At 38.0% G+C, this 25,645-nt stretch carries 25 protein-coding genes; 11 read left to right on the top strand and 14 right to left on the bottom strand.

Translation table 11 applies throughout. The features are described from left to right. Nucleotides 1–47: 47 nt before the first annotated feature. Both ruvC and MLC52_RS12195 read left to right on the top strand, forming a co-directional pair. Nucleotides 48–527 carry a crossover junction endodeoxyribonuclease RuvC gene (gene ruvC / locus MLC52_RS12200; RefSeq protein WP_151899245.1) on the top strand — a complete coding sequence of 160 codons (480 nt, stop codon included), beginning with the start codon at nt 48–50 and terminating at the stop codon, nt 525–527. Between the two features lie 3 nt (nt 528–530). Next, nucleotides 531–842 carry a pyrimidine/purine nucleoside phosphorylase gene (locus tag MLC52_RS12195; RefSeq protein WP_434580660.1) on the top strand — a complete coding sequence of 104 codons (312 nt, stop codon included), beginning with the start codon at nt 531–533 and terminating at the stop codon, nt 840–842. A 2-nt stretch (nt 843–844) separates the two neighbouring features. On the opposite strand, the gene trxC is transcribed toward MLC52_RS12195, so the two are convergent. The 5 genes from trxC to purB form a co-directional block, all read right to left on the bottom strand. Then, nucleotides 845–1,270, bottom strand: coding sequence for a thioredoxin TrxC (gene trxC, locus MLC52_RS12190; protein WP_151899247.1), 426 nt, complete (start codon nt 1,268–1,270; stop codon nt 845–847). A 92-nt stretch (nt 1,271–1,362) separates the two neighbouring features. Next, nucleotides 1,363–1,758: a flagellar assembly protein FliW gene (gene fliW / locus MLC52_RS12185; protein WP_434580658.1), complete on the bottom strand. Its 396-nt coding sequence runs from the start codon at nt 1,756–1,758 to the stop codon at nt 1,363–1,365. Nucleotides 1,759–1,767: 9 nt separating this feature from the next. After that, entirely contained in the window at nt 1,768–2,118 is a 351-nt protein-coding gene (locus MLC52_RS12180; RefSeq protein ID WP_346389054.1) for a hypothetical protein, read from the bottom strand. After that, nucleotides 2,100–4,466: a ribonucleoside-diphosphate reductase subunit alpha gene (locus MLC52_RS12175; RefSeq protein ID WP_151899250.1), complete on the bottom strand. Its 2,367-nt coding sequence runs from the start codon at nt 4,464–4,466 to the stop codon at nt 2,100–2,102. Before MLC52_RS12175 ends, MLC52_RS12180 begins: the two co-directional genes overlap by 19 nt. A 224-nt stretch (nt 4,467–4,690) precedes the next feature. Then, nucleotides 4,691–6,019, bottom strand: coding sequence for an adenylosuccinate lyase (gene purB / locus MLC52_RS12170; RefSeq protein WP_346389053.1), 1,329 nt, complete (start codon nt 6,017–6,019; stop codon nt 4,691–4,693). Between the two features lie 92 nt (nt 6,020–6,111). Between purB and MLC52_RS12165 the strand changes: the two genes are divergently transcribed. Further along, the gene (locus MLC52_RS12165; protein WP_151899252.1) at nt 6,112–7,020 is read left to right on the top strand and encodes an RluA family pseudouridine synthase; all 909 of its coding nucleotides are present in this window, start codon (nt 6,112–6,114) and stop codon (nt 7,018–7,020) included. A gap of 526 nt (nt 7,021–7,546) precedes the next feature. Here the strand turns inward: MLC52_RS12165 and rlmN are convergent. The 3 genes from rlmN to hisF are packed head-to-tail and all read right to left on the bottom strand — an operon-like array spanning nt 7,547 to nt 9,920. Then, entirely contained in the window at nt 7,547–8,620 is a 1,074-nt protein-coding gene (gene rlmN / locus MLC52_RS12160; protein WP_151899253.1) for a 23S rRNA (adenine(2503)-C(2))-methyltransferase RlmN, read from the bottom strand. After that, a complete protein-coding gene (locus MLC52_RS12155; protein WP_346389051.1) occupies nt 8,617–9,159 on the bottom strand; it encodes a purine-nucleoside phosphorylase in 543 nt (180 codons plus the stop codon). Before MLC52_RS12155 ends, rlmN begins: the two co-directional genes overlap by 4 nt. Nucleotides 9,160–9,161: 2 nt before the next feature. Continuing rightward, nucleotides 9,162–9,920: an imidazole glycerol phosphate synthase subunit HisF gene (gene hisF, locus MLC52_RS12150; protein ID WP_346389050.1), complete on the bottom strand. Its 759-nt coding sequence runs from the start codon at nt 9,918–9,920 to the stop codon at nt 9,162–9,164. A gap of 119 nt (nt 9,921–10,039) precedes the next feature. On the opposite strand from hisF, the gene MLC52_RS12145 reads away from it, so the two are divergent. The 5 genes from MLC52_RS12145 (at nt 10,040) to fliI (ending at nt 15,303) form a co-directional block, all read left to right on the top strand. Then, complete coding sequence (locus MLC52_RS12145) at nt 10,040–10,510, top strand: CZB domain-containing protein (RefSeq protein WP_434580654.1); 471 nt, start codon at nt 10,040–10,042, stop codon at nt 10,508–10,510. Nucleotides 10,511–10,580: 70 nt separating this feature from the next. Then, nucleotides 10,581–11,423: a 16S rRNA (adenine(1518)-N(6)/adenine(1519)-N(6))-dimethyltransferase RsmA gene (gene rsmA, locus MLC52_RS12140; protein ID WP_151899257.1), complete on the top strand. Its 843-nt coding sequence runs from the start codon at nt 10,581–10,583 to the stop codon at nt 11,421–11,423. Continuing rightward, on the top strand, nt 11,362–13,308 hold the full coding sequence (locus MLC52_RS12135) for a ribonuclease J (protein WP_151899258.1): 1,947 nt from the start codon (nt 11,362–11,364) through the stop codon (nt 13,306–13,308). Before rsmA ends, MLC52_RS12135 begins: the two co-directional genes overlap by 62 nt. Before the next feature lie 99 nt (nt 13,309–13,407). Further along, entirely contained in the window at nt 13,408–13,992 is a 585-nt protein-coding gene (gene folE / locus MLC52_RS12130) for a GTP cyclohydrolase I FolE (protein ID WP_346389048.1), read from the top strand. A gap of 3 nt (nt 13,993–13,995) precedes the next feature. Further along, nucleotides 13,996–15,303: a flagellar protein export ATPase FliI gene (fliI, locus tag MLC52_RS12125; RefSeq protein ID WP_434580651.1), complete on the top strand. Its 1,308-nt coding sequence runs from the start codon at nt 13,996–13,998 to the stop codon at nt 15,301–15,303. On the opposite strand, the gene MLC52_RS12120 is transcribed toward fliI, so the two are convergent. From MLC52_RS12120 to MLC52_RS12110, 3 genes are read right to left on the bottom strand one after another with little or no spacing between them, the layout of a single operon-like run. Beyond that, a complete protein-coding gene (locus MLC52_RS12120; protein ID WP_434580650.1) occupies nt 15,298–17,388 on the bottom strand; it encodes a hypothetical protein in 2,091 nt (696 codons plus the stop codon). The two genes, fliI and MLC52_RS12120, sit on opposite strands and share 6 nt — an antisense overlap. Before the next feature lie 9 nt (nt 17,389–17,397). After that, nucleotides 17,398–18,987: a single-stranded-DNA-specific exonuclease RecJ gene (gene recJ, locus MLC52_RS12115; protein ID WP_418640827.1), complete on the bottom strand. Its 1,590-nt coding sequence runs from the start codon at nt 18,985–18,987 to the stop codon at nt 17,398–17,400. Further along, a complete protein-coding gene (locus MLC52_RS12110; RefSeq protein WP_151899263.1) occupies nt 18,977–20,596 on the bottom strand; it encodes a CTP synthase in 1,620 nt (539 codons plus the stop codon). Before MLC52_RS12110 ends, recJ begins: the two co-directional genes overlap by 11 nt. A gap of 76 nt (nt 20,597–20,672) precedes the next feature. On the opposite strand from MLC52_RS12110, the gene MLC52_RS12105 reads away from it, so the two are divergent. Beyond that, the gene (locus tag MLC52_RS12105) at nt 20,673–22,295 is read left to right on the top strand and encodes a cation:proton antiporter (protein ID WP_151899264.1); all 1,623 of its coding nucleotides are present in this window, start codon (nt 20,673–20,675) and stop codon (nt 22,293–22,295) included. Nucleotides 22,296–22,305: 10 nt separating this feature from the next. Here the strand turns inward: MLC52_RS12105 and pyrE are convergent, their stop codons facing one another. The 3 genes from pyrE to secG are packed head-to-tail and all read right to left on the bottom strand — an operon-like array spanning nt 22,306 to nt 23,827. Next, a complete protein-coding gene (gene pyrE, locus MLC52_RS12100; RefSeq protein ID WP_188110002.1) occupies nt 22,306–22,914 on the bottom strand; it encodes an orotate phosphoribosyltransferase in 609 nt (202 codons plus the stop codon). 3 nt (nt 22,915–22,917) lie between these two features. Continuing rightward, nucleotides 22,918–23,475 (bottom strand): ribosome recycling factor, encoded by a 558-nt coding sequence (frr, locus tag MLC52_RS12095; RefSeq protein ID WP_188110003.1) that lies wholly within the window; start codon nt 23,473–23,475, stop codon nt 22,918–22,920. A gap of 22 nt (nt 23,476–23,497) precedes the next feature. Next, a complete protein-coding gene (gene secG / locus MLC52_RS12090) occupies nt 23,498–23,827 on the bottom strand; it encodes a preprotein translocase subunit SecG (RefSeq protein ID WP_418640826.1) in 330 nt (109 codons plus the stop codon). Between the two features lie 116 nt (nt 23,828–23,943). Between secG and MLC52_RS12085 the strand changes: the two genes are divergently transcribed. Both MLC52_RS12085 and MLC52_RS12080 read left to right on the top strand, forming a co-directional pair. After that, nucleotides 23,944–24,879, top strand: coding sequence for a metal ABC transporter solute-binding protein, Zn/Mn family (locus MLC52_RS12085; RefSeq protein WP_434580646.1), 936 nt, complete (start codon nt 23,944–23,946; stop codon nt 24,877–24,879). Next, complete coding sequence (locus MLC52_RS12080; RefSeq protein WP_151899267.1) at nt 24,876–25,640, top strand: metal ABC transporter ATP-binding protein; 765 nt, start codon at nt 24,876–24,878, stop codon at nt 25,638–25,640. The genes MLC52_RS12085 and MLC52_RS12080 overlap by 4 nt, the downstream gene beginning before the upstream one ends. Nucleotides 25,641–25,645 lie beyond the last annotated feature (5 nt).

Genomic DNA, 25,645 nt, shown 5'->3' with positions numbered 1-25,645 from the left:
TTATATTGTTTTCTATATAATGGTGAAAAATGTTTTAAAGGCCTTAAATGACTATACTTGGTATAGATCCCGGAACCAGAAATATGGGGTATGCACTTATTTCGTTACAAAATTCCAAAATATCGCTTATCGAAGCGGGACTTATAAAAATGAAGGCAGAAGATTTGCAGTTTCAAATACCGCAAATGGTTGAAGGATTGAGCAGTATATTTGAAAATCATGTTATTGACGAAGTAGCCATGGAAGATATATTTTATGCCCACAATCCCGCAACAACAATTAAACTGGCACAGTTTCGCGGAGCAATAATGCTAAAACTTTTGCAGGAGTTTGGACAGTTTCATGAATATACGGCACTGCAGGTAAAAAGAGCGCTTACAGGCAAGGCAAAAGCACAAAAAGAACAGGTGGCATTTATGGTTCAGCGCCTGTTAAACATAAAAAAAGAGATCAAACCTCTTGATATATCAGATGCCATGGCTGTAGCCATAACACACTCTCAGAGAGTCAAACTAAAAAAAGGATAAAAAATGTCAAAATTTGAAAATGTGAATATTGTAAAAGAGGCAAATATTTATTATGACGGAAAAGTAACGAGCAGAACAGTTGAATTTCCTGACGGAAGTATAAAGTCTTTGGGAATTATGCTGCCGGGCGAATATACTTTTAATACGGCAGATAAAGAGATTATGGAGATCATGAGCGGTGATGTGGAAGTAAAACTGCCAGGCGAAGAGTGGCGCACACTTCTTGTGCCTGAAATTTTTACAGTACCGGCCGACTCTTCATTTGATATAAAAATAAAGAGTGTAACCGATTACTGCTGTTCGTATATAAAATAAATTTAATTGCTGTGTTTTGAAGCGAGAGAAACAAGTGCATTTACATCAAGCGCACCGCTGACTCTTTCGACTTCACGGCCATTTTTAAAGACGATAATTGTCGGAATTGAACGAATTCCAAAACGTGCACCCAGATTTTGCTCATTTTCAGTATTTACTTTTGCAAAAAGTGCTTTGAGCGGAAATTGAGTGGCAGCACGTTCAAAATTTGGAGCCATCATTTTACATGGACCGCACCATGGTGCCCAAAAGTCAACTATTACCGGAATATCACTGTTGACAATTACTTCATCAAAATTTGCATTTGTAAGTTCTACAGGTTTTGTGTCTAAAAGTGATTGTTTACACTTCCCGCAGTTTGCTTTTTTATAACTCTCTTTTTTTGGAACATTGTTTACAGTAAAACAGTGTGGACATACAATTTTCATAGAATTCTCCTTTTTGAAGTGTATTTTACACTCAATTTGGCAATTGTAATGCTACCTAAGTTCCATATTATAGTCTAATTTCAAAATATATTTTATGAAGATGTCTCTTTTTTAAATGATTCTATACTTTCTGCCATGCCATAATCCGGATTTTGTTTTGGTTCTAAAACAATTTGGGCCAATGTATTGTTGTCATGGTTAATAATAATGGGCGCTAAAAAATTAATTGTTGATTTTTCCAAAGGTTTCTGAATAAGTAAAATATTGAAAACACTTATTTCTGAATTGTCAGTAATTTTGAGTAACTCTTTTGTTTTTTCAGGAATTTCAAAAGGGTATTCGCGTAACATATAAGGATTGACCAGAGTAAAAGATATGCCCGGATTTTGGCTGTCTTTCATAATGGAAAAAAGTGCATCTATTTCATTTATATCTACCTGCCTGGTATTTACAAATCCAAGTATTTCGCCTTTTACCTCATATGCCATTGTCATCCTTTAAAATTGTCCCTCTTTATATTTCAGATCCTTAGAAATGATATAGAGCGTCGAGTTTTTAATTGCTTGGATATTATAGCACTCTCCTATGCCAAATGCAAATTCTTTGTTTACATGTAAAAGACTTGCTCCGTCACTCATATTTATAAACTGTAACTTGCTTTGTTCAAGCAGTCTTGCATCTGTTACCTCTGTAAAATCAAGTGTTAGGGTTATCCAGTCATAATCACGTGCGGCATCTTGAACTGCAAGAACTAATTTCAGATGAGTGGGTGAAATGACTTCGAGGGAACGCAAGTCGGCATTTTTAAAGCTGTCAAACCGCTCAAGGTCTATTGGCAACCGACACACTCCATACTTCTGTCTTCGACATCGCTTGCCATTTCCGGTGACTGTGAACGCAGATAATAGGTAGATTTGAGTCCCAGTTTCCATGCCAGCATATAAATTTCATTAAGATAGCGTCCGCTTGCTTTGTCAAGTGTTATAAAAATGTTGAGAGACTGCCCCTGATCTATCCATTTTTGTCTGATAGCGGCTGCTTTTATAAGAACGGTCTGGTTTAAATCATATGCCGGAGTATAATAACTCCATGTCTCAGGTGAAAGATTAGGAACAACAACAGGAATCAGTCCGCTGAGATTTTCTTCTGACCATTTGCGTTTAAAAACAGGCTCAATAGCCTGTGTAGTACCTGTTAAAATAGATATGGATGATGTAGGGGCTACAGCCATCAGATAACCGTTTCGCATTCCCTGTTTTTTTACTTTGGCCCGGAGTTCATCCCATTCGTATTTTGAAGCAAAGAGTCCGCCACGGTCAACCAGGTTTACCACCTCGGCATTTGCATGGTCTTGAGGCATTATTCCTCTGCTCCACTTGCTTCCTTCAAATTCGGGATAGCTTCCTTTTTCAACAGCCAGATCAGAAGAGGCGGAAACTGCGTTATAACAAACAGCTTCCATAATTTCGTCTATTTTGTCAAAATGTTCCTGACTTCCCCACATAATTCCGGCTTCTGCAAGCATCTGTGCTTCGCCCATAACACCCAAACCGATAGAGCGGCTTCGCATGTTAGTCCGTTTTACTTTTTCAACCGGATAAAAATTTAAATCTATAACATTGTCCAAACATCTGATAGCTGTGGGGACAATTCTGTCTATATCTTCTTTTGTATTTATGCGTGAGAGATTTATAGAAGCAAGGTTACAAACAGCCGTAGCGCCGTCAATTTTTTCTTTTTCCACAGCAAAAATAGGAAGTCCTCCCAGTGAATCCAAAGCAGTGACTTTTTTGGCGGGTTTTGTTATACCACTGTCTACAGTTACCAACTCCTCTTCTTCATAACTGATGCTGTCACCGTTTTCAAAAATAAATTTTATTTTATAATGGTTAGGCTGAGTGTTTTGAAAAATTTCTGTACAGAGATTGGAACTTCTGATAATTCCGTAATGATCATTCGGATTTGCACGGTTAGCATTGTCTTTAAAACAAAGAAACGGTGAACCTGTCTCAAAATAAGAAGTCAAAATCTTTTTCCATAAATCTTTTGCCTTTACTTTTTCTTTGATGATACTCTCATCCTGTTCAAATTTGAGATAAAGTTTATTAAATTCTTCGCCGTAGACATTCGTGAGTTCTCTGGTATCATATGGGTCGAAAAGTGTCCAGATTGCATCCTCTTCCACACGTTTCATAAACATATCGTTTAGCCATAGAGACGGAAACAGATCGTGAGCGCGACGACGCTCTTCACCGGAGTTTTTCTTCAGGTCTAAAAAGTCGTTGATATCTATATGCCATGGTTCAAGATAAACAGCAATAGCACCTTTTCTGGTACCGAGTTGGTCTACGGCGATGGCAATATCATTTGTTATCTTTAAAAAGGGGATAGTTCCACCTGCTGCATTTTTGTGGCCGTCTATAAAAGAACCCATTGAACGAACCTGGGTCCAGTCCCACCCGATTCCTCCGCCAAATTTTGAAAGCATTGCCATCTCTTTGTATGTGTCAAATATACCTTCGATATTATCAGGAGTAGAGCCTATATAACAAGAACTTAACTGGTGTCTTGGTGTTCTTGCATTGGAGAGTGTGGGCGTGGCTAACATAACTTCGAATTTACTAATCATGTTATAAAATTTGATGGCCCACTCTTGACGGTTTTCCTCACGCTGTGCCAAAAACATTGCGATGGCCATAAACATATGTTGAGGAAGCTCTATCGGGTTTGCATCTCTGTCTTTAATCAGATATCTGTCATAGAGTGTTTTAATGCCCAGATAATTAAACTGCAGATCTCTTTCCGGTTTAATATGTTTTTCCAGTTCGTCAAGATCATACATCTCTTTTAGGCCCAGAAGAATTCGTCCCTCTTTTTCTCCTTTTTCAAAATACTTTTCCAGTTTGCAATAACCGGTAAAACCGTTTACCTGATGGTAAAGATTAAAAAGAAACAGACGTGAAGCCACAAATGTCCAGTTGGGTGCATCAATATCTATTTTATCTACCGCGGTTTTAATTAAAGTTTCTTGTATCTCTTTTGATGTTATACCGTCACGAAAGTGAATTTGGGCATCAACTTCCAGTTCACTTTGGCTGACATTGGCCAAACCTTTTACAGCAGCAGAAGTATATTTTTGGATTTTGGATATGTCAAGAGGTTCTGTTCGTCCGTTTCGTTTTATAACTGTTATCATAAATTTATTCCCTGATTAAGAATTTTTTATATAATTATATATGCAATAATCATATAAAAAACTATAAGATATTGTTAATTAGCATAGTTAGTATTCTAGCGAAAACTCTCTCTTAAAAATATTAAAGCAGTAAAATTTTTACAAGTTTTATATATTTGTTATATCTAAGAAGATAGAAGAAAAAGTTATATTCAGCATAGCTGTAATTGCTATGCTGAAGTTGTTTATTTGAAAACTCTTGCAAATATTTTATCTACATTTTTTGTATAGTAGTCGTAATTAAAACATTCTCTGATAACTTCTTCACTGAGTGAATTTCTCAACTCTTCGTCTGCAAGCAGATGATTAAGATAGAGGCTCTCTCCTTTTTCATTAACCGTAGGTTTGCCCTGTTGAATCTCTTCCCAGACTTTCATGGCATTTCTCTGTACGATTCTGTAGGCATCTTCACGACTCACACCCTGCAGCGGAAGTTCAAGTAAAACACGTTGAGAAAATACAAGTCCGCCTGTCAGGTTGAGATTTCTCATCATGTTTTCAGGATATACAGTCAGGTTTGCGATAACGTTATTCATGCGGTGCAGCATAAAATCACTTGTAATAAATGCATCAGGGAGCCAAAAACGTTCTGTGGATGAGTGGGAGATGTCACGTTCATGCCAAAGAGCTACATTTTCCATAGCAGGGTTTGCATAGGCACGTATCATGCGAGCCAAACCTGTTATGTTTTCTGTGAGGATAGGATTGCGTTTATGAGGCATTGCGGATGAGCCTTTTTGGCCTTTTGCAAAATACTCTTCGCACTCATATACTTCCGTTCTTTGCCAGTGACGAACTTGTACGGCAAATTTTTCTATGGAACTTGCCATTAATGCCAAAGCTGTTGCCAGTCTCGCATAACGGTCACGCTGAATAACCTGGTTTGAAACAGGTGCCGGCTTTAAACCAAGCTCTTCACAGGTATACTCTTCAAGTTCCAAAGGAGCATGCGCAAAATTTCCCATTGCTCCACTTACCTGTCCGACTGCTATAACATCCATAGTCTGTTCAAGGTTTTCGAGATGACGAGCCATTTCATCATACCAGACAGCTAACACGAGACCAAATGTTATAGGTTCTCCGTGAATTCCGTGAGAACGTCCGACCATTAAAGTCATTTTGTGTTCCATGGCACGTTTTTTAATAGATTCCATAATCATCTTTACATCTTCTATTATAAGCGAAAGGGAATCTTTCATCTGAAGCGCAACGGCTGTATCAATAGTATCTGAAGATGTCATACCATAATGAAACCATCTGCTCTCTTCACCGAGAGATTCTGATACCGAAGTTGTAAAGGCAATCAGGTCATGGCGTGTTACCGCTTCTATTTCATCTATGCGTTTAATGTCAAACTTTGCGTTCTTAACAATTTTGTCCGCATCTTCCTGAGGGATTTTTCCCAGTTTTGCCCAAGCTTTTACTACAGCAATTTCAACATCAAGCCACGCCTGGTATTTTGCCTGGTATGTCCATTTTGATGCCATCTCTTCCCGTGAATATCTATCTACCATTATATAGGTTCCTTATGATTGTTTTTATGCTAGAATTCGCATAGATTAAAGTAGTTTATTTTACTCAAATATTCATTAAAGAGGATTGAAATTTGCCATTCGTAAGAAAGAGAATGTTTGCACCAAAAAAACAAAAAGCATTTTTATATTTAATTCAAGAACTTGGGTATACCCAAAAAGAAGCACAGCGTCTTATTGCCAAGGGAAGGCTTTTTGTTAACGGAGAACCGATGACGAGGACTGCAGGTGAAATTGAAGGTGAATTTGAATTTATCTACTTTGAACCTATTACAAGAGGTTTGGAACCTACATACGAAGAAGAAGAGTTTGTTGTTTTTGACAAGCCGAGTGGTGTGCTTATTCATCCTCAAAACAGATACACGCCCTACTCTCTTATAGATGAATTAAAATACCAATACGGCAGAGATGCAAATATTACACACAGAATCGATCAGGAGACAAGTGGTCTGGTCTTGTGTGCAAAGAACAAGCAGAGTGAACGTGATATTAAAATGATGTTTGAGCAAAGAGATATGAAAAAGAAATATTTGGCATTTGTACACGGAGATTTTAAAAAAGAGCTTACTGTGGTGGAGCCGCTGTTAAGAGCAGAAGATGAAAGTGCTATTGTTCGTATGGTAGTAAAAGTTGATACAAAAGGCAAAGCTTCAAAAACTTTTTTTAGACCATTGGAATATTTTGAAAAACTAAATATGACACTTGTGGAATGTGTGCCGTATACAGGAAGACAGCATCAAATCAGAGTGCATTTGTTTCACGTGAAACATCCGATAGTCGGTGATCCGATTTATGGACAGAGCGAAGAGAATATTGTTAAATTTTTAGAGAGAGAACTATCTGCCGAACAAAGAATAAAAAACAGCGGAGCACAACGTTTATTGTTACATGCCAGTGAATTGGCATTTGATTTATATGGGGATTCTTATACCATAAAAAGTAAGGTAGACTTTTTAAAAACATGTTTATTACATGTAATGTGAATAACTTTTTTTTAAGAAGATAAAAATAATATTTATTTATGTGAATAATTTTTTTAAATCTCTTTATAGCCCTGTAAATAGGGCTTTTGGAAGATTTGTAAACTGTTTTAAGGTAAAATTTACATAAAATATTTCTTAAAAAATAAGAAAATTTACAAATTTTTTATCCATGAAATTATGTGATATTCACACTTTAGAACAATGTGTGAATACTACACATTTAGAGAAAATTGACAAATTTTATTATGATTAAAATTTATTTTAAGATGAAATTTATTTTTAAGATTAGTAGGGTATTATTACACTCATAGACGACCTCCCTGGTGTGTTGGTCGTCTGCTTTATTTTGATCCAGCTTTATATGAATTTAATTAAAACTTTACTCTTTTTCTTCTTTGGTTGCTGCCCATATAAAACCGCCAACGCCAATGGCAAAAACTATCACTAACAAAACTACTTCACTGATATCAACACTACTCATAACTATCCTTGATTTTTATTATAATTATACTCTTAGATTTGTTATCTAACTGTTTATCTCATCTTGATTTTTTTCTTTTAACTGTCCACAAGCGGCACTGATATCTATTCCTTTAGAATCGCGTATGGTAGAGAGTAAACCGTGGTTTATAAGGTATTCCTGAAATTTGATCATATCTTCGCGTGATGGACGTTCGTAAGGTGTACCAGGATAGGGATTAAAATAGATAAGGTTTACTTTTGCTTTAATTCCGCTAAGGAGTTTTACAAGTTTTTTTGCAGAACCCAAATCATCATTTTTATTTTTAATGACAAGGTATTCAAACATAACACGCTTGCGTGTATCAATTGGAAAACGTTTTACCGCTTCTATAATTGAGTTGATGTTATGTGCTTTATTCATAGGAATAAGCTCTGTGCGCAGTTCATCATCAACCGCATGGAGTGATATGGCTATATGTACACCCAGATCCATTTGACCGAGTTTGTCTATTTTGTTACTGAGACCACTTGTGCTTACTGTTTGTCTTTTTGCAGAAATGGCAAGTCCCTCTTCTTCTTTAAAAATTTCTATAGCCTGTGCAAGATTTTCAAGATTGTCGAGAGGTTCCCCCATTCCCATGTACACTATATTTATCTTTCTGTTATGTTTGTGTTTGTTGTCACGTTTGAGTGTTACTACCTGTGCAACAATTTCTCCGGCAGTCAAATCACGGGTAAAACCGCCTTTGGCCGTCAAACAAAAACTACAGCCGACTTTGCAGCCAACCTGCGTGGAAACACAGACTGTATATTTTGCCTCTTGTGTTATTTCACCATTTTCATCAACTTGCTCATCTTTCATTTTAAGCCAGACTGCTTCAACGGTCTTGCCGTCCTGTAGCTGCAAAAGATATTTTATTGTACCGTCGCTTGACTCTTCTTTTCGTACGATTTCCATGGGATTGATGGTATATTTTTCGCTCAGTTCTTCTTTTAATGCTTTTGGGATGTTTTTCATTGCATCAAAATCCTGTGCATACTGATGATACAGCCAACCATAAATCTGTTTGGCACGAAAAGATGGTTTGACTAACTGTGTCAGTTCTTTTTGTGTGAAGTCATATAAAGAAGGTTTCATTTTGCTGTTAGCTCTGCTATACGCTTTTTTACATGCTCTTCAAGGAGTTCTTTTGCTTTGGATTGATTCTTGAGAAAATCTTCATGAGCCTGTTTGTTAGTATAGTTTGTTATACAAAACACACCGCCGGCAGGAATATTAAACTCCTGGGCAATGCGCAACACTGAAAAAAATTCCATATTTTCTATGCCGACACCAAATTTTAAAAAGTTTTTTGTCAATGTTTCGTTTGTAGATATATAATTTGATGAGTTGACAACAATGTCTTTTTTATTGGTAGTGTTTGTTGTGACAACATTATCAAGCGGTGTATAGGCATCATTACTTAAAAATGCCAGTTCTATATTTGCAGCAGTTTTTGATTCTATGATATCAAATATTTTTTTTTCTCCATAGCTTCCTGCAGTTCCTACAAAGAGTAAAAATTCCGGTTTGTCAAATAGACAAAGCCGTGTAAGATTCATAGCTGTTTCAATGAGCCCTACTCCCATTGGAGTTGCAAAAGAAAATGTTTCATTGTTTCCTGCACATATAATCATTGTTATAGCCTTACCGGAATATTTTGTTCATGTAAATAATGTTTTAGATCCATTATATCTATCTCTTTGTAGTGAAATATGGAAGCAGCCAATGCAGCATCTGCTCCGTGTTCAAATGCTTCTTTTATATGTTGCATTGTACCTGCACCGCCACTGGCTATGACCGGTACATGTACTGCACGGCTTATCTGTTCTGTTATATTGAGTTCAAAACCTGCTTTGGTTCCATCCGCATCCATAGATGTCAAAAGAATTTCTCCGCTTCCTCTGTCTACAACCTCTTTTGCCCACTCTACGGCGTCTATACCTGTATCTACGCGTCCGCCGTTTAAGTAAACATTGTATTTGTCACCTGTTTTTTTCACATCAATTGCTGTGACAATACACTGTGATCCAAAGCGTTTGGCACCTTCGTCTATGAGTTGGGGTCTTTTTATGGCTGCGGAATTAACGCTGACTTTATCACAGCCGACATTTAAAAGTTTGTATATATCATCTAGTTTGCGAATGCCTCCGCCTACAGTTAGCGGTATGAAAATTTCTCGTGCTACCTGGGCAACTATATCTACTATTGTGTCTCTGTTGTCAGAAGAAGCTGTAATATCCAAAAATGTAATTTCATCCGCACCCTCTTCATTGTATCTGCGGGCTACTTCAACAGGATCACCGGCATCTTTGAGTCCTACAAAATTGACGCCTTTGACAACACGTCCGTCTTTTACATCCAGGCATGGGATGATTCTCTTTGCAAAATAATTCATAGCGCAATTATACACTTTTAGGCTTAATGATTGATTTTGTTTCACGTGAAACAAAAGTTTTATATTGCTTTAATATAGTTAGGACTATAATCGTTCATTATATTTGGATAGGAATGTAGATGAAGAAGGATGAAACATTAAAAAGTTTAGAAAATGCAGAAGTAGAATTGACAAGGTTTGTAGAAACAGCAAAATCTTTAATAGACGGGATAGATCCGGAAGATAGAATTTTACCAACTTCATCCAGAGAAACAAAATTTGGTCAATGGTTTTATACCGATGGACAGAAGTTGAAGATACTCTCAAACAATCCGCTGGAGTGTATGAGCAATATTGAAGAGCTTCATGACAAACTTCATGAAAGATATCGTGAAATTTTCGACTTGTATTTTGCTGAAGAAAAAAAAGGCGGATTTTTATCAAGAATATTTAAACCAAAGCAAAAGGTATTGACTGAGTCGGAGTTGAAGCTTGTAAACGAAAAGTATCTTGCAATGCAACAAATAGCCGAAGAACTTTTGGCAGAAATAGCAAGACTGCAAAGACGACTAGTGGCCGTTTCAGAAGAAAAAATCAATGCTTTAGTATAAAAAAAGAGAAAAAAATTGATTTTTTCAGTCTGTTACCTTTTTGTAAGTAAAAAAAAGATATCATAGTGCTATGAATAGAGAAAGTATTGTAGCAAAGAAGAAGTTTGGACAAAACTTTCTGAAAGACCAGTCAGTTTTAAGACAAATCGTCGAAGCGATGCCCAAAAACGAGAATAAAATCGTAGAAATTGGGCCTGGCTTAGGTGATTTAACTAAATTTTTAGTTGATGTCAAAAGTGTAGAAGCTTTTGAGGTAGATACCGATTTATGTAAACTGTTACAAAGTACATTTAAAGAAGAGATTGCTACCAAGCGACTCCATATAAACTGTGGAGATGTTTTAAATGCTTGGCAGAGTGAACTTGTGCGTGAGCCTTATGATTTGGTGGCAAATTTGCCCTATTATATTGCTACGAACATACTATTGAAAGCACTCGCAGATCCTATGTGTAAAAATATACTTGTAATGGTTCAACTTGAAGTAGCAGAAAAGTTTTGTGCAACTGCAGGTGAAAAAGTTTTTGGTTCTTTGAGCGTAATAGCCCAAAGTATAGGAACAGCACAGATTGTTGTGAAAGTTCCCCCGACTGCATTTGATCCTCAGCCCAAAGTGGATTCTGCTGTTTTTCTGATAGAGAAAAATGCTGATAGAAATGACAAAGAGTTCGAGGATATGCTTAGAGTTGCATTTTCGCAGCCTCGAAAAACTTTGGTGAAAAATCTATCTTCAAAATATGACAGGAAAAAACTTCAGGAAGTTCTGGAAAAACTGGAACTTGCATTAACGGTTCGGCCTCATCAGGTAAGCACTAACGACTATCACCAACTCTATAAATTAACAAGGAGTTTGGATGGCAGAAGAGACACAAGAGGCAGCACAAAGCAAACCTCAGGAACAACGCAAACCAAATAACAACCGCAAACCAAATAACAATCGTAGACCAAACGGCAATCAGAAGAAGCCAAACGGTGAAAAAAATGCAAATGCAAAACCAAGAACAAACAACAATAAAAACAAAAGTCGCGGCCGTCACAAAAGAGGAGCTTCTCCTATTGATGACAAGCTTAAAGCATTTGTTGTAAAAAATCAGGAAGCACACAAGCAAAGACTGAATCCTCACTATAAACTTGATTTGGAATCAAAAGCGAGAGTCCGTGTCACACCACTTGGAGGGCTTGGAGAAATCGGCGGAAATATTGCTGTATTTGAAACTGACAATGAAGCGATTCTTGTCGATGTAGGGATGAGTTTTCCGGATGAAGAGATGCACGGGGTTGATATACTGATTCCCGATTTTACCTATCTGCATGAAATCAAGCATAAAATTGTCGGTATTATCATTACGCATGCGCATGAAGATCATATCGGTGCAGTACCGTATCTTTTTAGAGAACTGCAGTTTCCTATATACGGAACGCCATTGCCTTTGGCAATGATTGGAAACAAATTTGATGAGCATCATTTAAAAGAGGCTAGAAAATATTTTAATCCTATTGAAAAAAGAAAAGTCTATAAAATAGGAAATGATTTTGAAGTTGAGTGGATGCATATGACCCACTCTATTTTAGACTCTTCTTCTGTGGCGATTACAACAGCAGCCGGAACTGTGATACATACAGGTGATTTCAAGATTGACTATACACCGATAGACGGGTATCCCGCAGACTTACACCGTTTGGCACATTATGGCGAAAAAGGGGTGTTGTGTTTGATGAGTGATTCGACAAATTCACATAATCCTAATCCTACACCGTCTGAGTTAAGCGTTGCACCGGCACTTGATCGTGTGTTTAGCAAGGCAGAGGGAAGAGTGGTTCTTTCAACGTTCAGCTCAAATATTCATCGTGTTTATCAGGCAATTCAGTATGCTGTGAAATATGGTCGTAAAATTTGTGTTATCGGACGTTCTATGGAGCGTAATCTTGAAGTGGCTATGCAATATGACTATATTAAATTACCAAAAAATATCTTTGTGGAACCGGATGAAGTGGCACACATGAGTGATAAAGATGTTTTAATCGTGACAACAGGTTCTCAGGGTGAAGGCAATTCGGCACTGTTTAGAATGTCAATAGGTGAGCACAGACATATTAAAATTAAACCGACTGATTTGATTGTTCTCTCTTCCCGTGCTATTCCCGGTAATGAGGGTTCTATTTCCCAAATGCTTAATCACCTGCAAAAATGTGGAGCTAAAATTGCCTATGACAAAGATTTACATGTTTCAGGACATGCATCTTTAGAAGAGCAAAAATTGATGCTTCGTCTCGTTAATCCTAAGTTCTTTTTACCGATTCACGGTGAATACAATCATGTAATGAAACATAAAGAGACTGCAATGCTGTGTGGTGTTCCTGAGAGAAATATTTTACTTATGACAGATGGAGAACAGATAGAGATTGCACCAAAATATATGAGAAAAGTCAAAACTGTAAAAACCGGCAAGACATATATTGACAATCAAAACAATTATGAAATCGAAGATGACATAGTTATGGATCGCCAAAAACTTGCGACAGACGGTGTTGTTATGATAGTGGCTCAGGTGAGTGAACAAACCGGAAAAATGATGGATAAACCAAAAGTGACATCATTTGGTCTGGTCGCTGACAAAAGAGACAGGGCTTTTGCAAAAGAGATAGAAGAAATACTGGAAAACTTCCTGTTGAACATGAAGCCCGGACTTATCGGTAATCCTAAAACTTTAGAAGGTGATTTGCGTCAGGTTATCAGAAAACATATTTTTAGAAAAATGAAAAAATACCCGCTGATTGTTCCAAATATCTTTATTCACTAAAAAAATACCTCAAGTTTACTCTTGAGGTATTTTTATTACATCATCTTTTCAGCAAATTCTTGCTACTCTATCATACTAAAAACTTTAAAAGGCATAACCTTGTCAGAGAATAAAAACAGTGAATTTGAAAATGCAGTCAAAATAATGATGCATCATGTCGGAGAAGATCCAAGTCGTGAAGGGCTGTTGGATACACCTGCACGCGTGCGAAAAGCCTATGAGTTTATTTACGGCGGATACAAAGAAGATCCTGCGGAAATTTTAAAAAAAGCGCTTTTTACGACCTCCAATGATGAAATGGTTTTGGTAAAAGACATAGAGTTCTATTCTACATGTGAACATCATCTTCTGCCTATTATCGGTCGGGTACATGTAGCCTATATTCCAGACGGAAAAGTGGTCGGACTTTCAAAAATTCCCCGAGTTGTCAATGTGTTTGCCCGCCGTATGCAGATTCAAGAACAGCTGACGGAACAGATTGCTGATGCCATTATGGATACGATTGCGCCAAAGGGTGTTGGTGTTGTCATTCAGGCGCGTCATATGTGTATGGAGATGCGCGGTGTTGAAAAGATAAACTCAACGACAACATCATCAGCGCTTCGCGGACTTTTCAAAAAAGATGAAAAAACACGCAGTGAATTCTTTTCTCTCATTAATTCTCCTACGGGAAACAGATACTAAAATATGCCATTATCATCACTGAAAGAGAAACTTGCAAATAAAAACTATTCGGTCTCTTTTGGCGAGGTTGTGAAAATAAACGCAACGATTATCACGGCAAAAGGTTTACATGTAAGCATCAGCGATATGGTAAAGATTGTCTCAGATACTACAGGACAGGAGACTGTTGGGATGGTAACGGAGATTGATGCAGATCTCTTTTTCATTACACCTTTTTCATTTGTAGAGGGATTTCGTTCGGGAGATAAAGTATTTTTAGATTCCACAGGGTTGAATATTCCTGTAGGCCCTGCTCTTTTGGGACGTGTAGTAGATCCGTTTATGCGCCCTGTTGACGGCAAAGGCAGTATAAAAGAGGGAAAGCTTACTCCTATCATAAAAGCACCAATAGCGGCAATGAAAAGAGGCATGATAGATGAAGTTTTTTCTGTAGGGGTCAAATCAATTGACGGACTGCTTACCTGCGGAAAAGGACAGAAACTCGGAATATTTGCAGGAAGCGGTGTCGGAAAATCAACCTTGATGGGTATGATTGTCCGCGGAGCAGATGCCCCTATCAAGGTCGTAGCGCTCATCGGTGAACGCGGTCGTGAAGTTCCTGAGTTTATAGAAAAAAATCTCGGTGGTGATTTGACAAATACTGTTATAGTCGTGGCAACGTCAGATGATTCTCCTTTGATGCGAAAATACGGTGCTTTTGCCGCAATGAGTGTTGCCGAACATTTTAAGGATCAGGGCAGAGATGTGCTCTTTATTATGGATTCTGTCACACGTTTTGCTATGGCACAGCGTGAAATAGGGCTGGCACTTGGAGAACCACCGACTTCAAAAGGCTACCCTCCCTCCTCTCTCACCCTTTTGCCCCAGTTAATGGAACGTGCCGGAAAAGAAGAAGGCAAAGGAAGCATTACGGCCTTTTTTACCGTTTTGATAGAGGGGGATGATATGGGTGATCCTATCGCTGATCAGTCCCGTTCCATTTTAGACGGACATATTGTACTCTCACGGGAAATGACAGATTTTGGCATCTATCCGCCTGTGCATATTTTAAATTCGGCTTCAAGGGTTATGAGTGATATCATTACACCGGAGCATCTCAAGGCAGTGATGAAATTTAGACGCCTGTATACGCTACTCAAAGAGAATGAAACACTCATAAGAATAGGTGCCTATACAAAAGGCAGTGATGCTGAACTTGACGAGGCTATTGATAAAAAAGAGGATATGGAAAAATTCATAACGCAAGATTCGACAGTACAGATACCGTTTAGTGAGACTGTCGAGGTGTTGACTGCTCTTATGAATTCATAATATTTGTGAATCAAACCAGCTGTCCCGTGAACGTTTTTCCCCCTGTTCGTGAGTAATGGCAAGTTTTTTGGTACTATTTGTTTCATAGCCATTCATGATAATTCTAATCTCTTTGTCTATACCGAAAATATCAATATAGGAATAAATGATATTTTCGGCACTGTTGAATCTATTTGTATTGATGAGTTGTTTTATCTGTGTGTAGAAACTGAGTCGAAGAAGATTCCCTGTTCTTTGTTTTCTTGAAGGTGTGTATATCAGTTCCCCCAGTGTCTTTTTTATGTGTTGTATATCACCGTTAAGCGCATGTTTTTCACACTCATTCATAAGCTTCTGCCAGTGTTTTTCAAGAAGTTTTGTAATTTCAAGATTTTGCAGTCTTGTATCGCTGTCTATAAGTTCATAGCATTTTTTAAAATCATTATTTGCATAGTATGAGAGAAATTTTTGTACAGATTGCGCATATTCATATAACTCTTGCAGTATATTATTGTTACATGTAAAGAGCTGTGCAGATTTTATTTGCTGTAGTGCTTTTTCAACATTGGCGCTGTCAATTGTATTTTTTATATTTTGCAAAAGCATTTTTTGTGATTTTTGCAGTTCATAATATCCGGGAATATCCTTAAAAACCTCATATTTTGATATAAGTCTGTCAATTGTCCTGTATTCTTTATATTGCAGTGCTTTTAAAAATACTAAAAATTCTTCATTTTGTCTGAGCAAAAGGTTTATAAGCGGGCGTTTTGACAAAATTGTTATGTATGGAAGCAAAAGTTCTTTTGCTCTGTCTAAATTGCCAATGAGGATCTGTTTTTGGGCAAAAATATATGATTTTTTAAAATCAGCTTCCATTTTTTTATAGACAGAGGTATGTTGCAAGGGTGCAAACTTTTCACTGAGTTTGTAGGCAAGAGCATATTTTTTGTCTCTGTAAAAATGTTGAAAGGCTGCATAATTTTTATGCGCTTTGAACAAAAGCTTAATATCATCTGTTTTACTGTTTATCTGCTGTAGGATATGGAGAATTTTTTTTAGTTCATTTTTATTGGAGTTTATAAGATGAACGAATGCTTTTGCATAAAGTTTTTGATAAAGAGTTTCAACTTTTTTATGCTCTTTTGTACCTTGAAGTCGCGGATCTGCATCGATTATGTCAAAAGCTTTGACAATATCTTTGCGAAGTATACACATTTTCAGATCATCGGCATCGGCAAATGTAATAGTGTAGAGTTGTTGGTTTTTTAGAGCAACAACAAGCTTTTTCTTATGCGTCAAAATCATAGTATCGACTTCATGCCCGAAGCTGAGATATTTTGGGCTTACAAGCTTTTTGCTTCTAATATTTACAAGCGAAATACTCTTTGATCTTCCGCTTATAAGTGCAAAATCAGTCCGGGGAAAATATATAATATTTTTTATTGCACCAAAAGGCATATGTAAAGAGAAGTTTTCTTCATCTTCGTGAAGTTTTTGTATATAGAGTGTGCCATCATGACTGCCAAGCATAAGCGTCTGCTCGTTTATGAAGCATAAAGCCTCAATAGCTACTTTGGAAACACAAAGTTTTTTTATCTGCTGGTGTGACTGCAGATGAATTATACTGACATAACCTCCATAGCCGCTGCATGCCATATAGTTTCTATGAAAAGCAAAAGCATTGATATTTTGGTGTTTAAACGAGATAAGACGGGCTATTTCTCTTTGAGTATCATGCCGGTAGAGCATAACTCTACCCTCGTTCGTAGCACTGACAATATAAGGCATATCCGGTATAAAATGAAGTGCGGTAACAGTACCATTGTCGGTATAAATAGTTTGCAAAAGACTTTTGTTTGTTAAAGAAACTATATATATTTGGATACCATTGGCTATGGCGCAAATATTTTCGCTTGGATGAACAGCAACGGCAGTTGTTTTATAATTTAACTGTGCGATGGAGAGGATTTTTTTATTTTGACAATCATCAGCATCAAAAATTCGCATACCATGGAGTTTGGTACTGAGTGCTACGGTGTTATTGTCCAAAGCCTGTAAGACAGTGATTTGAGAGCGGACTTTTAGACACTCATAAATCTTTGGCATGCAAGGCTTCTAAAAGATTTTATTCACTAAAAGCTGGGCAGAGACCCTGCCGTTAAATTCATTTTTGGTTACGGAGTAACTGCATGTAATCTTTTTATTCTCTGGCATTTCATAAACACGCCGAAAAGCAATAAGCTCTATAGTCTCTCTTTGATGCGGGTATTGTCTGATTTCAATGCGCGAATGTGATTTGTCGGCACCCATCAGTTTTATACTGACAACTTCTGCATCTTTTATAAGAAAAGTCGGCCGGAGATTCGCTTCTCCATAGGGTTCAAACTGTTCAAGCAAATCCAGCAGTTCTGTATCTATATCTTCGCTTGCCAAGATTCCGCTTATCTGTTCTTTTGGTATAAAATCATCATCAGGAATTCTTTGTGCACTTCTATTGACAGCTTCTCTAAAGGCTGCTATATCCTTTACATGTAAACCCAGTCCTGCTGCCATTTTATGCCCGCCAAATTTAGTTAACAGATGTTCATTTTCTTTTATGAGTTCATATATATTGACCTCACCGATACTTCTGGCACTCCCTTTGGCTTCTTCATCTTTTATACTCAAAACTATCGCAGGAGATCCAAACTTATCAACCAAACGGGCGGCTACAATGCCTACAACACCTTCATGCCAGTTTTTACCTGCCACAACAATAATTCTATCGTTTTTATTGACAGAGTTCAGTGCCTCTTGCGTTGTTTGTGCTTCAGTCTCTTTTCGTAGATTATTGAGCTGTCCCAAGAGTTCAAACTGTTTATAAGCCGTATGTGTATCGGATGCAGTATAAAAATCAAGGGCAATAGAAGCATCTTCAAGGCGTCCGGCAGAGTTGATACGCGGTGCTATGTTAAATGCGATATCTTCACTTGTGATGTTTGACTTGTTTAAAAAGTCCCTGATAATAACACTGGCAGGCCTGTTGGAGTGCATAAGGAGATTAAGCCCTTCTTTGACAAGTGTTCTGTTTATATTGACAAGAGGCATAATGTCCGCAATAATTGCAATCGCCAAAATATCTAAAAATTGCTTCATATCTATACTGAGTGCAAGCTCTTTTTTAACAAGTCCAAGTAAAAGCCATGCAACCTGTGCGCCACATATCTCTTTAAAAGGATAGTTACATGTAGAGAGCTTTGGATCAACAATAGCATAGGCATCTGGTAAAACATCGCCTGGAGTATGATGATCAGTAATAATTAGGTCTATTTTGCGTTGTTTGCATATATCGGCTGCTTCTATTGCAGATATTCCGTTATCAACAGTTATAATCAAGTCCGTATCCACTCTTTGCAAAACAGTAGGATTTACCCCATAACCATCATGAAAACGATTGGGAATAATAGCTTCAAGAGGATAGGGAATCTGCTTGAAAAAATCAACAACTATAGCAGTAGAGCTGACACCGTCTACATCATAATCACCTACTAACGTTATACGTTTGTTAGCGCGTATAGCTTCTGCAATTTTTTTTGCGGCTTTATCCGCATCATGAAGCAATTGTGGATTTGGAATTTGGGAAAGTTTTTTGTCTTCCTTGTCAAACCTTTGTGCAAGCAGAGCAAAAAGGTCTGATTTGTTTAAGTGGGGTATATTACTCAGCATTTAAACTGGCATTGACAAATGCTAGTATAGATGGATTTGGAGTTTGGAGGCGTGATGTGAATTCAGGGTGAAACTGCACCCCTAAAAACCATGGATGGCCTTGAATCTCTACTGTTTCTATCAACCCGTCAGACTCACCTGTGACTATCATGCCGGCATCCTCAAGCTGTTGTCTGTAGGCAGGGTTTGCTTCATATCGGTGACGGTGTCTTTCATAAATTGTTTTTTGTCCGTTATAGGCTTCACGGAGCAAAGAACCCTCTTTTGTGTCACACGGGTACTCTCCAAGACGAAGGGTCCCGCCCATCGGCGACTGATGTGTCCGAAGCTGCATACCGCCGCTTTGGTCCAAAAAGTTGTCTATAAGATAAATCATAGGGTGCGGTGTGTTTTCATCAAATTCAACGGAGTTTGCACCCTCCAGTCCAAGCACATTTCTTGCATATTCTACAAGCGTAAGCTGCATGCCCAGACAGATGCCGAGATAAGGTATCTTGTTGACACGGGCATACTCAATTGCCTGTATTTTTCCTTCAATTCCCCGGTTTCCAAAACCGCCTGCTACCAATATGCCGTCACAGTCACTCAGAAGTGTCTGTGCATCTCTTTCTTCTATCTCTTCAGAATCAACCCAGCAGATTTCAACTCTGCTGTCAAGATGAGCTCCGGCATGAATAAGAGCCTCTGTTAGTGATTTGTAGGACTCTTTGAGGGCAAGATATTTTCCGACAAATCCTATAACCACTTTTCCTTTTGGCTGTACGATTTTTTTGACAAGAGTATCCCACTCCTGCATATCAGGTTCTATCTCGCCAAGATCAAGTTCTTTTGCTATAGGTTTTAAAATATTTTGTCTTAAAAATGACATAGGAACATCATATATGCTTGCAGCATCAAGTGCTTCTATAACACTGTCCGGTGCAACATCACAGCTCATTGCAAGCTTTTTCTTGAATGTTTTGGGCAGAGCATTTTCGCTTCTTGCTATAATCATCTGCGGTGTGATACCGATACGGCGAAGTTCCTGAACCGAGTGCTGTGTCGGCTTTGATTTCATCTCACCGGCTGCTTTAATGTAGGGAATAAGGGTTACATGGACAAAAAATGTACCGGCAACTTCATCATCATGTTTCATTTGGCGAATCGCTTCCATAAATGGCAGCCCTTCAATATCACCAACCGTTCCTCCAAGTTCCACTACAAGAATATCATGCCCTTCCCCGGCTGCTTTTATACGCTTGACAATTTCACCGACAATATGCGGAACAACCTGAATGGTCTGTCCGAGATACCCGCCTGCGCGTTCACGCTCAATTACACTTGAGTAAACCTGCCCTGTTGTAAAGTTGGATGTTTTTAAAAAAGACTTGTCCAGGAAACGTTCATAGTTTCCAATATCAAGATCAGTTTCTGCGCCGTCTTTTGTAACAAAAACTTCTCCATGCTCCAGCGGACTCATCGTACCCGGGTCAACATTGATATACGGATCAATTTTAAGCATGCCTATATTCTTACCGGCATGTTTGAGTAAAGTACCTATACTGGCAGCTGTAATCCCTTTTCCAAGAGAGCTTAATACTCCACCGGTAACAAAAATGAATTTAGTCATTAAAAAATCTCCATATATATTAAGTATAAGCGCGATTATAGTATATAATGTCTTATTAAATTATGAAAGTAACTGTATGCAAAATGTTTTAGTCTATATAATCATCGCTCTTGGGGTTTCCATAGTTATTAATATCTTTTTGAAAAAAATAGGCATATCGCAGATTATAGGCTATATTCTGACCGGAACACTTATTGCCTATGGTTTTGATCTGCATAAAGCCAGTCATTCGCATGCTTTGGAGATGGCAGGGGAATTCGGTATTGTATTTTTGATGTTTACCATAGGGCTTGAAATATCTTTGGCAAAAATGGGTTCGATGAAAAGAGAGATTTTTGCCAACGGATTTTTACAGGTCGGACTGACTACGGTTGTCACCTATCTGCTAGCCCATTATATTTTTGCTCTGGGACCAAAATCATCCATAATTATAGCACTCGCGTTTTCGCTTTCATCAACAGCAATCGTACTGACATATTTAAAAAGTTCTAAAGAGATTTATACTCCGTACGGGCAGAATGCAACAGGAATTCTGATTTTTCAGGATATTGCAGTGATTCCTATTTTAATTCTGATAAGCTTTTTAACCAAAGAGGGAGATCAGGAGATCTTTGTCATTTTATGGCATACACTTTTAAGTGTTTCTGTTGTTATCGCTGTGATGTTTACATTCGGCAAGAGAGTTGTTGCCTGGCTGCTGCATTTTTCATCCTCGTCAGAGGTAGACGAACTCTTTATGGGTTCTGTACTCTTTATCGTCATGGCATCTTCTCTTTTTGCCTACTATATGGGTTTTACCTACTCTTTAGGCGCATTTGTAGCCGGTATGATTATCGCGGAAACGAAATACCATCATAAAGTAGAATCAGATATCGCACCGTTTAAAGATATTCTTTTGGGAACATTCTTTGTTGTTGTGGGTATGAAAATTGACATCTTCTTGTTCGTTGACAATATCGGACTTATTATCGGTCTGTTTTTACTGATTTTTATTATAAAATCGCTCCTTATGTTTTTGGTCTTGCGGTTAAGCTCAAGCAGTGCAGTTTCCTTAAAAACGGCACTCTTCCTTTCTCAGGTAGGCGAATTTTCATTTGTAATTTTTGCACTCGCGGCATCAGGGCATATTATTGATGAGCAGTTGGCTTCTTTGTTGGTACTGATAGTGATTTTTTCCATGATAGTGACACCGTTTTTTGTTCCCTTTATCAATGCTGTAACCACCAGGCTGATAAAAGAAAAAGATATTGTTACAGATATGTCTGCACTTAAGGGCAGAGAAAATCATGTGGTTGTGTGCGGATACAGCGTGGTCGGTAAATTTGTGACACAGTATCTTGAAGAACTTGATGTTCCCTATGTTATCATTGACAATTCAAACAAACATGTACAGGAAGCACTGGAAGAAGGAAGAGAAGCCTATCTCGGAGATGCTTCCAAAACAGCTATTTTGCAAGCGCTCCATATTGAAAAAGCTGCTGCAATAATTGTAACACTTGACAATATTGCGAAGAAGCGCCTTATTTGCGAAGCAGTGCTGAATCATTCAAGAAATGCAAATTTGATTGTAAAAGTGGTTTCACTGGAAGAGAAAGAGAAGCTTTCGGACTTGGCTATAACGAATATTGTGGACGGAAAAGTAGAGGTGGCACGTGTTTTGGTTGAGAGAATGTTAACCTGCCAGCTAAAATATCGCTAGCGGTTGTATACTAGTTTCCGCGTGAGCCCGGCTTAATGGCTTGGCTGCCGTCTTTGCAAAGCGGACATGTCTCAGGCGGATACATTTCAAAGGTGAAGTCTGCAAGTGCAAAAAACGGAATATCCTGAGGAAGCTTGCAGTTTGGCTTTGTCTCTATGTTGCTGCCCTCTCTGTGGCAAAATCCGCGGTTCGCCAATGCGGCAATGCCGACTATTTCACCACCCAGTTCTTTGACAACTGCAGCAGCTTCCATAGCGCTTCCTCCGGTTGTAATGATATCTTCGCACATCAAAACCTTTTCACCCGGTTTGATTTCAAAACCGCGGCGAACAGTCATCTTGCCGTCAACCCGTTCAGCAAATATACTTCTTGCATCAAGTGCCGTAGCAAGCGCAAAACCTGCAATCAAACCGCCAAGCGCCGGAGCACAGACGGTATCAATCTCAAGGCCGCTTGCCTTGATCTGCTTGGCAAGTTCCTCTGCTAAAAGTTTCGCTGTTTTGGGATCTTCCAAAACTTTTGCAGATTGAAGATAAAACTGTGAATGGTTGCCTGAACTCAATTTGAAATGCCCTTCCAAAAGTGCTTCGGCATCCATATATATTTGCTTTATGTCCACGAATTAAACCTTTAGAATTTCAGCTTCTTTGTCTTTTAAGATGCTGTCAACTTTAGAGATATATTTGTCTGTTATTTTTTGTATATTGTCCTGAGCGGATTTAGACTCATCCTGCGTAATCTCTTTTTCTTTTTCAAGTTTTTTGATTTTGTCGTTGGCGTCGCGTCTGTCATTTCTAATGGATACTTTGGCATTCTCACCCATAGTTTTCATTTTTTTTACAGATTCCTGACGCTGTTCCACTGTCATGGCAGGAAAGAAAAGTTTAATCTGCTCTCCGTCATTATTAGGGTTTACGCCGATATTTGCCGCATTGATAGCAGACTCGATATCAGACAAAAGGTTCTTTTCCCAGGGATTGATGACAATAGTTGTCGCATCGGTTGCCAAAACAGAACCCACCTGATCAAGAGGAGTAGGCGTGCCGTAATAGTCAATTTTTACATTATCAAGTACAGCAGTTGTGACCTTCCCTGTTCTGAGTGTTTTGAAATCTCTTTGCATATGTTCAATGCTGCCTTGCATTTTCGTTTCACATTCATTAAATATTTCGTTTAACATTCTGTTTTTCTCCTTAAAAAGATTATTTTTTTGGTGTTTCTGGTTTTTCAGTCGAAGCAGTCGGTACTGCAGGAGCAGCTACATTTGTTGTCGGAACCATTTCATCTATCACAGAAGACTGTGCAGACTGAGAATACATGTATCCCAGTGTGATCGTATTGACAACGAACAAAAAGCCGATGGTAAATGTTGTTTTTGCCAAGAAACTGCTTGGCCCTTTTGCACCAAAAACCGATTCATTTGAACCACTGTAAGCACCAAGGCCTATGCTTGAGCTTTTTTGTAAGAGCACAGCGATAACCAAGATGATAACTAAGACGATTTGAATTATAAGTAAAAGACTGGTTGTCATATATTTTCCTAAATTATAAAGTGGAGAATTATATCTAAAAAACCTTATATTATCAAACTCTAAAAAAGAGGGTATAATTACAATTATTAAATAAAAATTATTTCGAAGGGTGGGCAGTGAAAAATATAAAAATTATTGCATTGATTCTTATTTTGTTTATGGCAAGCCTGTTTCTTGTTATAGAAAATGAAAAAAAACCTCAAACAAATACAAAACCGATAGTCGGGGTAACCACATTTGCTCTTTATGATATTACAAAGCATATTGCAGGCGATACTCTTGATGTCGTTAATATTTTGCCTTTTGGTGTTGACCCTCACAGTTTTGAACCAACTCCAAAGCTTATGGGCAACATAGAAAAAAGTGCCCTGGTTTTTTACAGCGGCGCAGGATTGGAACCATGGGTACACGGATTTGCATTTAAACAAAATGCTGTAAATATCAGTAAATATGTAAAATTACGAGAACTTGCAGATACGGATGAAAACGAAGAAGAGGAACATATCGGGCATCAGCATCATGAAGGAGTAGACCCTCACTATTGGCTTGATTTTGACAATATGAAAAAAGCTGCACAAGTGATAACAAATGAACTTATTGCACTGCAGCCTCAATATAAAGAACTTTACATTAAAAACAGAGACAGATATGTAAAAATGCTCAATGCGCTTGACCAGGAATACAAACAGAAACTTGCAAACTGTAAACAAAAAAGTGTTGTTGTTACACATAATGCTCTTGGCTATATTGCAGACAGGTACGGATTTGGAGTAGAATCATTGACGGGACTCTCTCCCGAAGCTGAACCGAGTGCCAAAGCAATGAAAAGAGTTTTTCAGGATATTCGCAAAAAAGGCATACAGACAATTTTTTATGAAAATTTTGTAAATGACAAGGTAACCAAAACAATAGCAAAGGATGCAAATATCACTGTTGATGTTTTTCAGCCTTTGGGCAATATTACAGCAGATGAAGCAAAGGCGGGTATGACATACCAGGCAATTATGCAAAAAAATCTTAAAAAACTCTCAAAGGCGCTTATGTGCAGATGAAATTCAAAGTTCCCATCTTTGATGTAAAAAAGCTTAGCTTTATTGTTCGCGGACAGAAAATTCTTGAGGATATTTCATTTGAAATTTTTGAAGGAGAATACATTGCCATTATCGGACCAAACGGTGGCGGGAAAACAACGCTCATCCGTATGCTTCTCGGATTGGAACAGCCTACATCCGGGGAAATCAGAATATTTGGCAAAAAGTTAAAAGAGTTTAAAGAGTGGTACAAAATAGGCTATGTACCACAGCGCGCAACGCTCGTAGACGAAAACTTTCCGGCGACTGTTGAAGATATTGTAAAAATGGGGCGTATAGCAAAAAGAGGAATACTGGCCGGTATAAGTAAAGAAGACAAAGAAATGGTAGAAGATGCCATGATAAAAATGGATATTCTTAATTTAAGAGATAAAATGGTTGGTACCCTCTCAGGCGGTCAGCGTCAAAGGGTCATGATAGCAAGAGCTCTGGCTTCTTGCCCAAAAATTCTGATTCTTGACGAACCCAATACCGGTGTAGATATGGTGTCTCAGCAAAGATTTTACACATTGCTGGCGAAGCTGAATAAAGAAGAAAAGATAACCATTTTGTTTATTACGCATGATATCGGTGTTATAGCTGATGATATCGGACGTTTATTTACAATAAATCAAAAAGCGACAATTTGTAATGACCCAAAAAAGATGCTTTCTTGTGAAGAAGTAAGTGATTTGTATGGCATAGATGCCCATGCACTTCATCACCACAAGCATGAGCATTAAGGATT

It is taken from the genome of Sulfurimonas sp. NW15 (assembly GCF_051132285.1).
Lineage (GTDB): Bacteria > Campylobacterota > Campylobacteria > Campylobacterales > Sulfurimonadaceae > Sulfurimonas > Sulfurimonas hydrogeniphila.
The sequence above is the reverse complement of the archived record's forward strand: the minus strand, read 5'-3'. Positions and strand labels throughout refer to the sequence as shown.

What these genes read in the sequence shown, in the direction of transcription:
- ruvC (WP_151899245.1), top strand. Translation starts at nt 48, where the DNA reads ATGACTATACTTGGTATAGATCCCGGAACCAGAAATATGGGGTATGCA.
- MLC52_RS12195 (WP_434580660.1), top strand. Translation starts at nt 531, where the DNA reads ATGTCAAAATTTGAAAATGTGAATATTGTAAAAGAGGCAAATATTTAT.
- trxC (WP_151899247.1), bottom strand. Translation starts at nt 1,270, where the DNA reads ATGAAAATTGTATGTCCACACTGTTTTACTGTAAACAATGTTCCAAAA.
- fliW (WP_434580658.1), bottom strand. Translation starts at nt 1,758, where the DNA reads ATGGCATATGAGGTAAAAGGCGAAATACTTGGATTTGTAAATACCAGG.
- MLC52_RS12175 (WP_151899250.1), bottom strand. Translation starts at nt 4,466, where the DNA reads ATGATAACAGTTATAAAACGAAACGGACGAACAGAACCTCTTGACATA.
- purB (WP_346389053.1), bottom strand. Translation starts at nt 6,019, where the DNA reads ATGGTAGATAGATATTCACGGGAAGAGATGGCATCAAAATGGACATAC.
- rlmN (WP_151899253.1), bottom strand. Translation starts at nt 8,620, where the DNA reads ATGAAACCTTCTTTATATGACTTCACACAAAAAGAACTGACACAGTTA.
- MLC52_RS12155 (WP_346389051.1), bottom strand. Translation starts at nt 9,159, where the DNA reads ATGATTATATGTGCAGGAAACAATGAAACATTTTCTTTTGCAACTCCA.
- hisF (WP_346389050.1), bottom strand. Translation starts at nt 9,920, where the DNA reads ATGAATTATTTTGCAAAGAGAATCATCCCATGCCTGGATGTAAAAGAC.
- MLC52_RS12145 (WP_434580654.1), top strand. Translation starts at nt 10,040, where the DNA reads ATGAAGAAGGATGAAACATTAAAAAGTTTAGAAAATGCAGAAGTAGAA.
- rsmA (WP_151899257.1), top strand. Translation starts at nt 10,581, where the DNA reads ATGAATAGAGAAAGTATTGTAGCAAAGAAGAAGTTTGGACAAAACTTT.
- MLC52_RS12135 (WP_151899258.1), top strand. Translation starts at nt 11,362, where the DNA reads ATGGCAGAAGAGACACAAGAGGCAGCACAAAGCAAACCTCAGGAACAA.
- fliI (WP_434580651.1), top strand. Translation starts at nt 13,996, where the DNA reads ATGCCATTATCATCACTGAAAGAGAAACTTGCAAATAAAAACTATTCG.
- MLC52_RS12120 (WP_434580650.1), bottom strand. Translation starts at nt 17,388, where the DNA reads ATGCCAAAGATTTATGAGTGTCTAAAAGTCCGCTCTCAAATCACTGTC.
- recJ (WP_418640827.1), bottom strand. Translation starts at nt 18,987, where the DNA reads ATGCTGAGTAATATACCCCACTTAAACAAATCAGACCTTTTTGCTCTG.
- MLC52_RS12110 (WP_151899263.1), bottom strand. Translation starts at nt 20,596, where the DNA reads ATGACTAAATTCATTTTTGTTACCGGTGGAGTATTAAGCTCTCTTGGA.
- MLC52_RS12105 (WP_151899264.1), top strand. Translation starts at nt 20,673, where the DNA reads ATGCAAAATGTTTTAGTCTATATAATCATCGCTCTTGGGGTTTCCATA.
- frr (WP_188110003.1), bottom strand. Translation starts at nt 23,475, where the DNA reads ATGTTAAACGAAATATTTAATGAATGTGAAACGAAAATGCAAGGCAGC.
- secG (WP_418640826.1), bottom strand. Translation starts at nt 23,827, where the DNA reads ATGACAACCAGTCTTTTACTTATAATTCAAATCGTCTTAGTTATCATC.
- MLC52_RS12080 (WP_151899267.1), top strand. Translation starts at nt 24,876, where the DNA reads ATGAAATTCAAAGTTCCCATCTTTGATGTAAAAAAGCTTAGCTTTATT.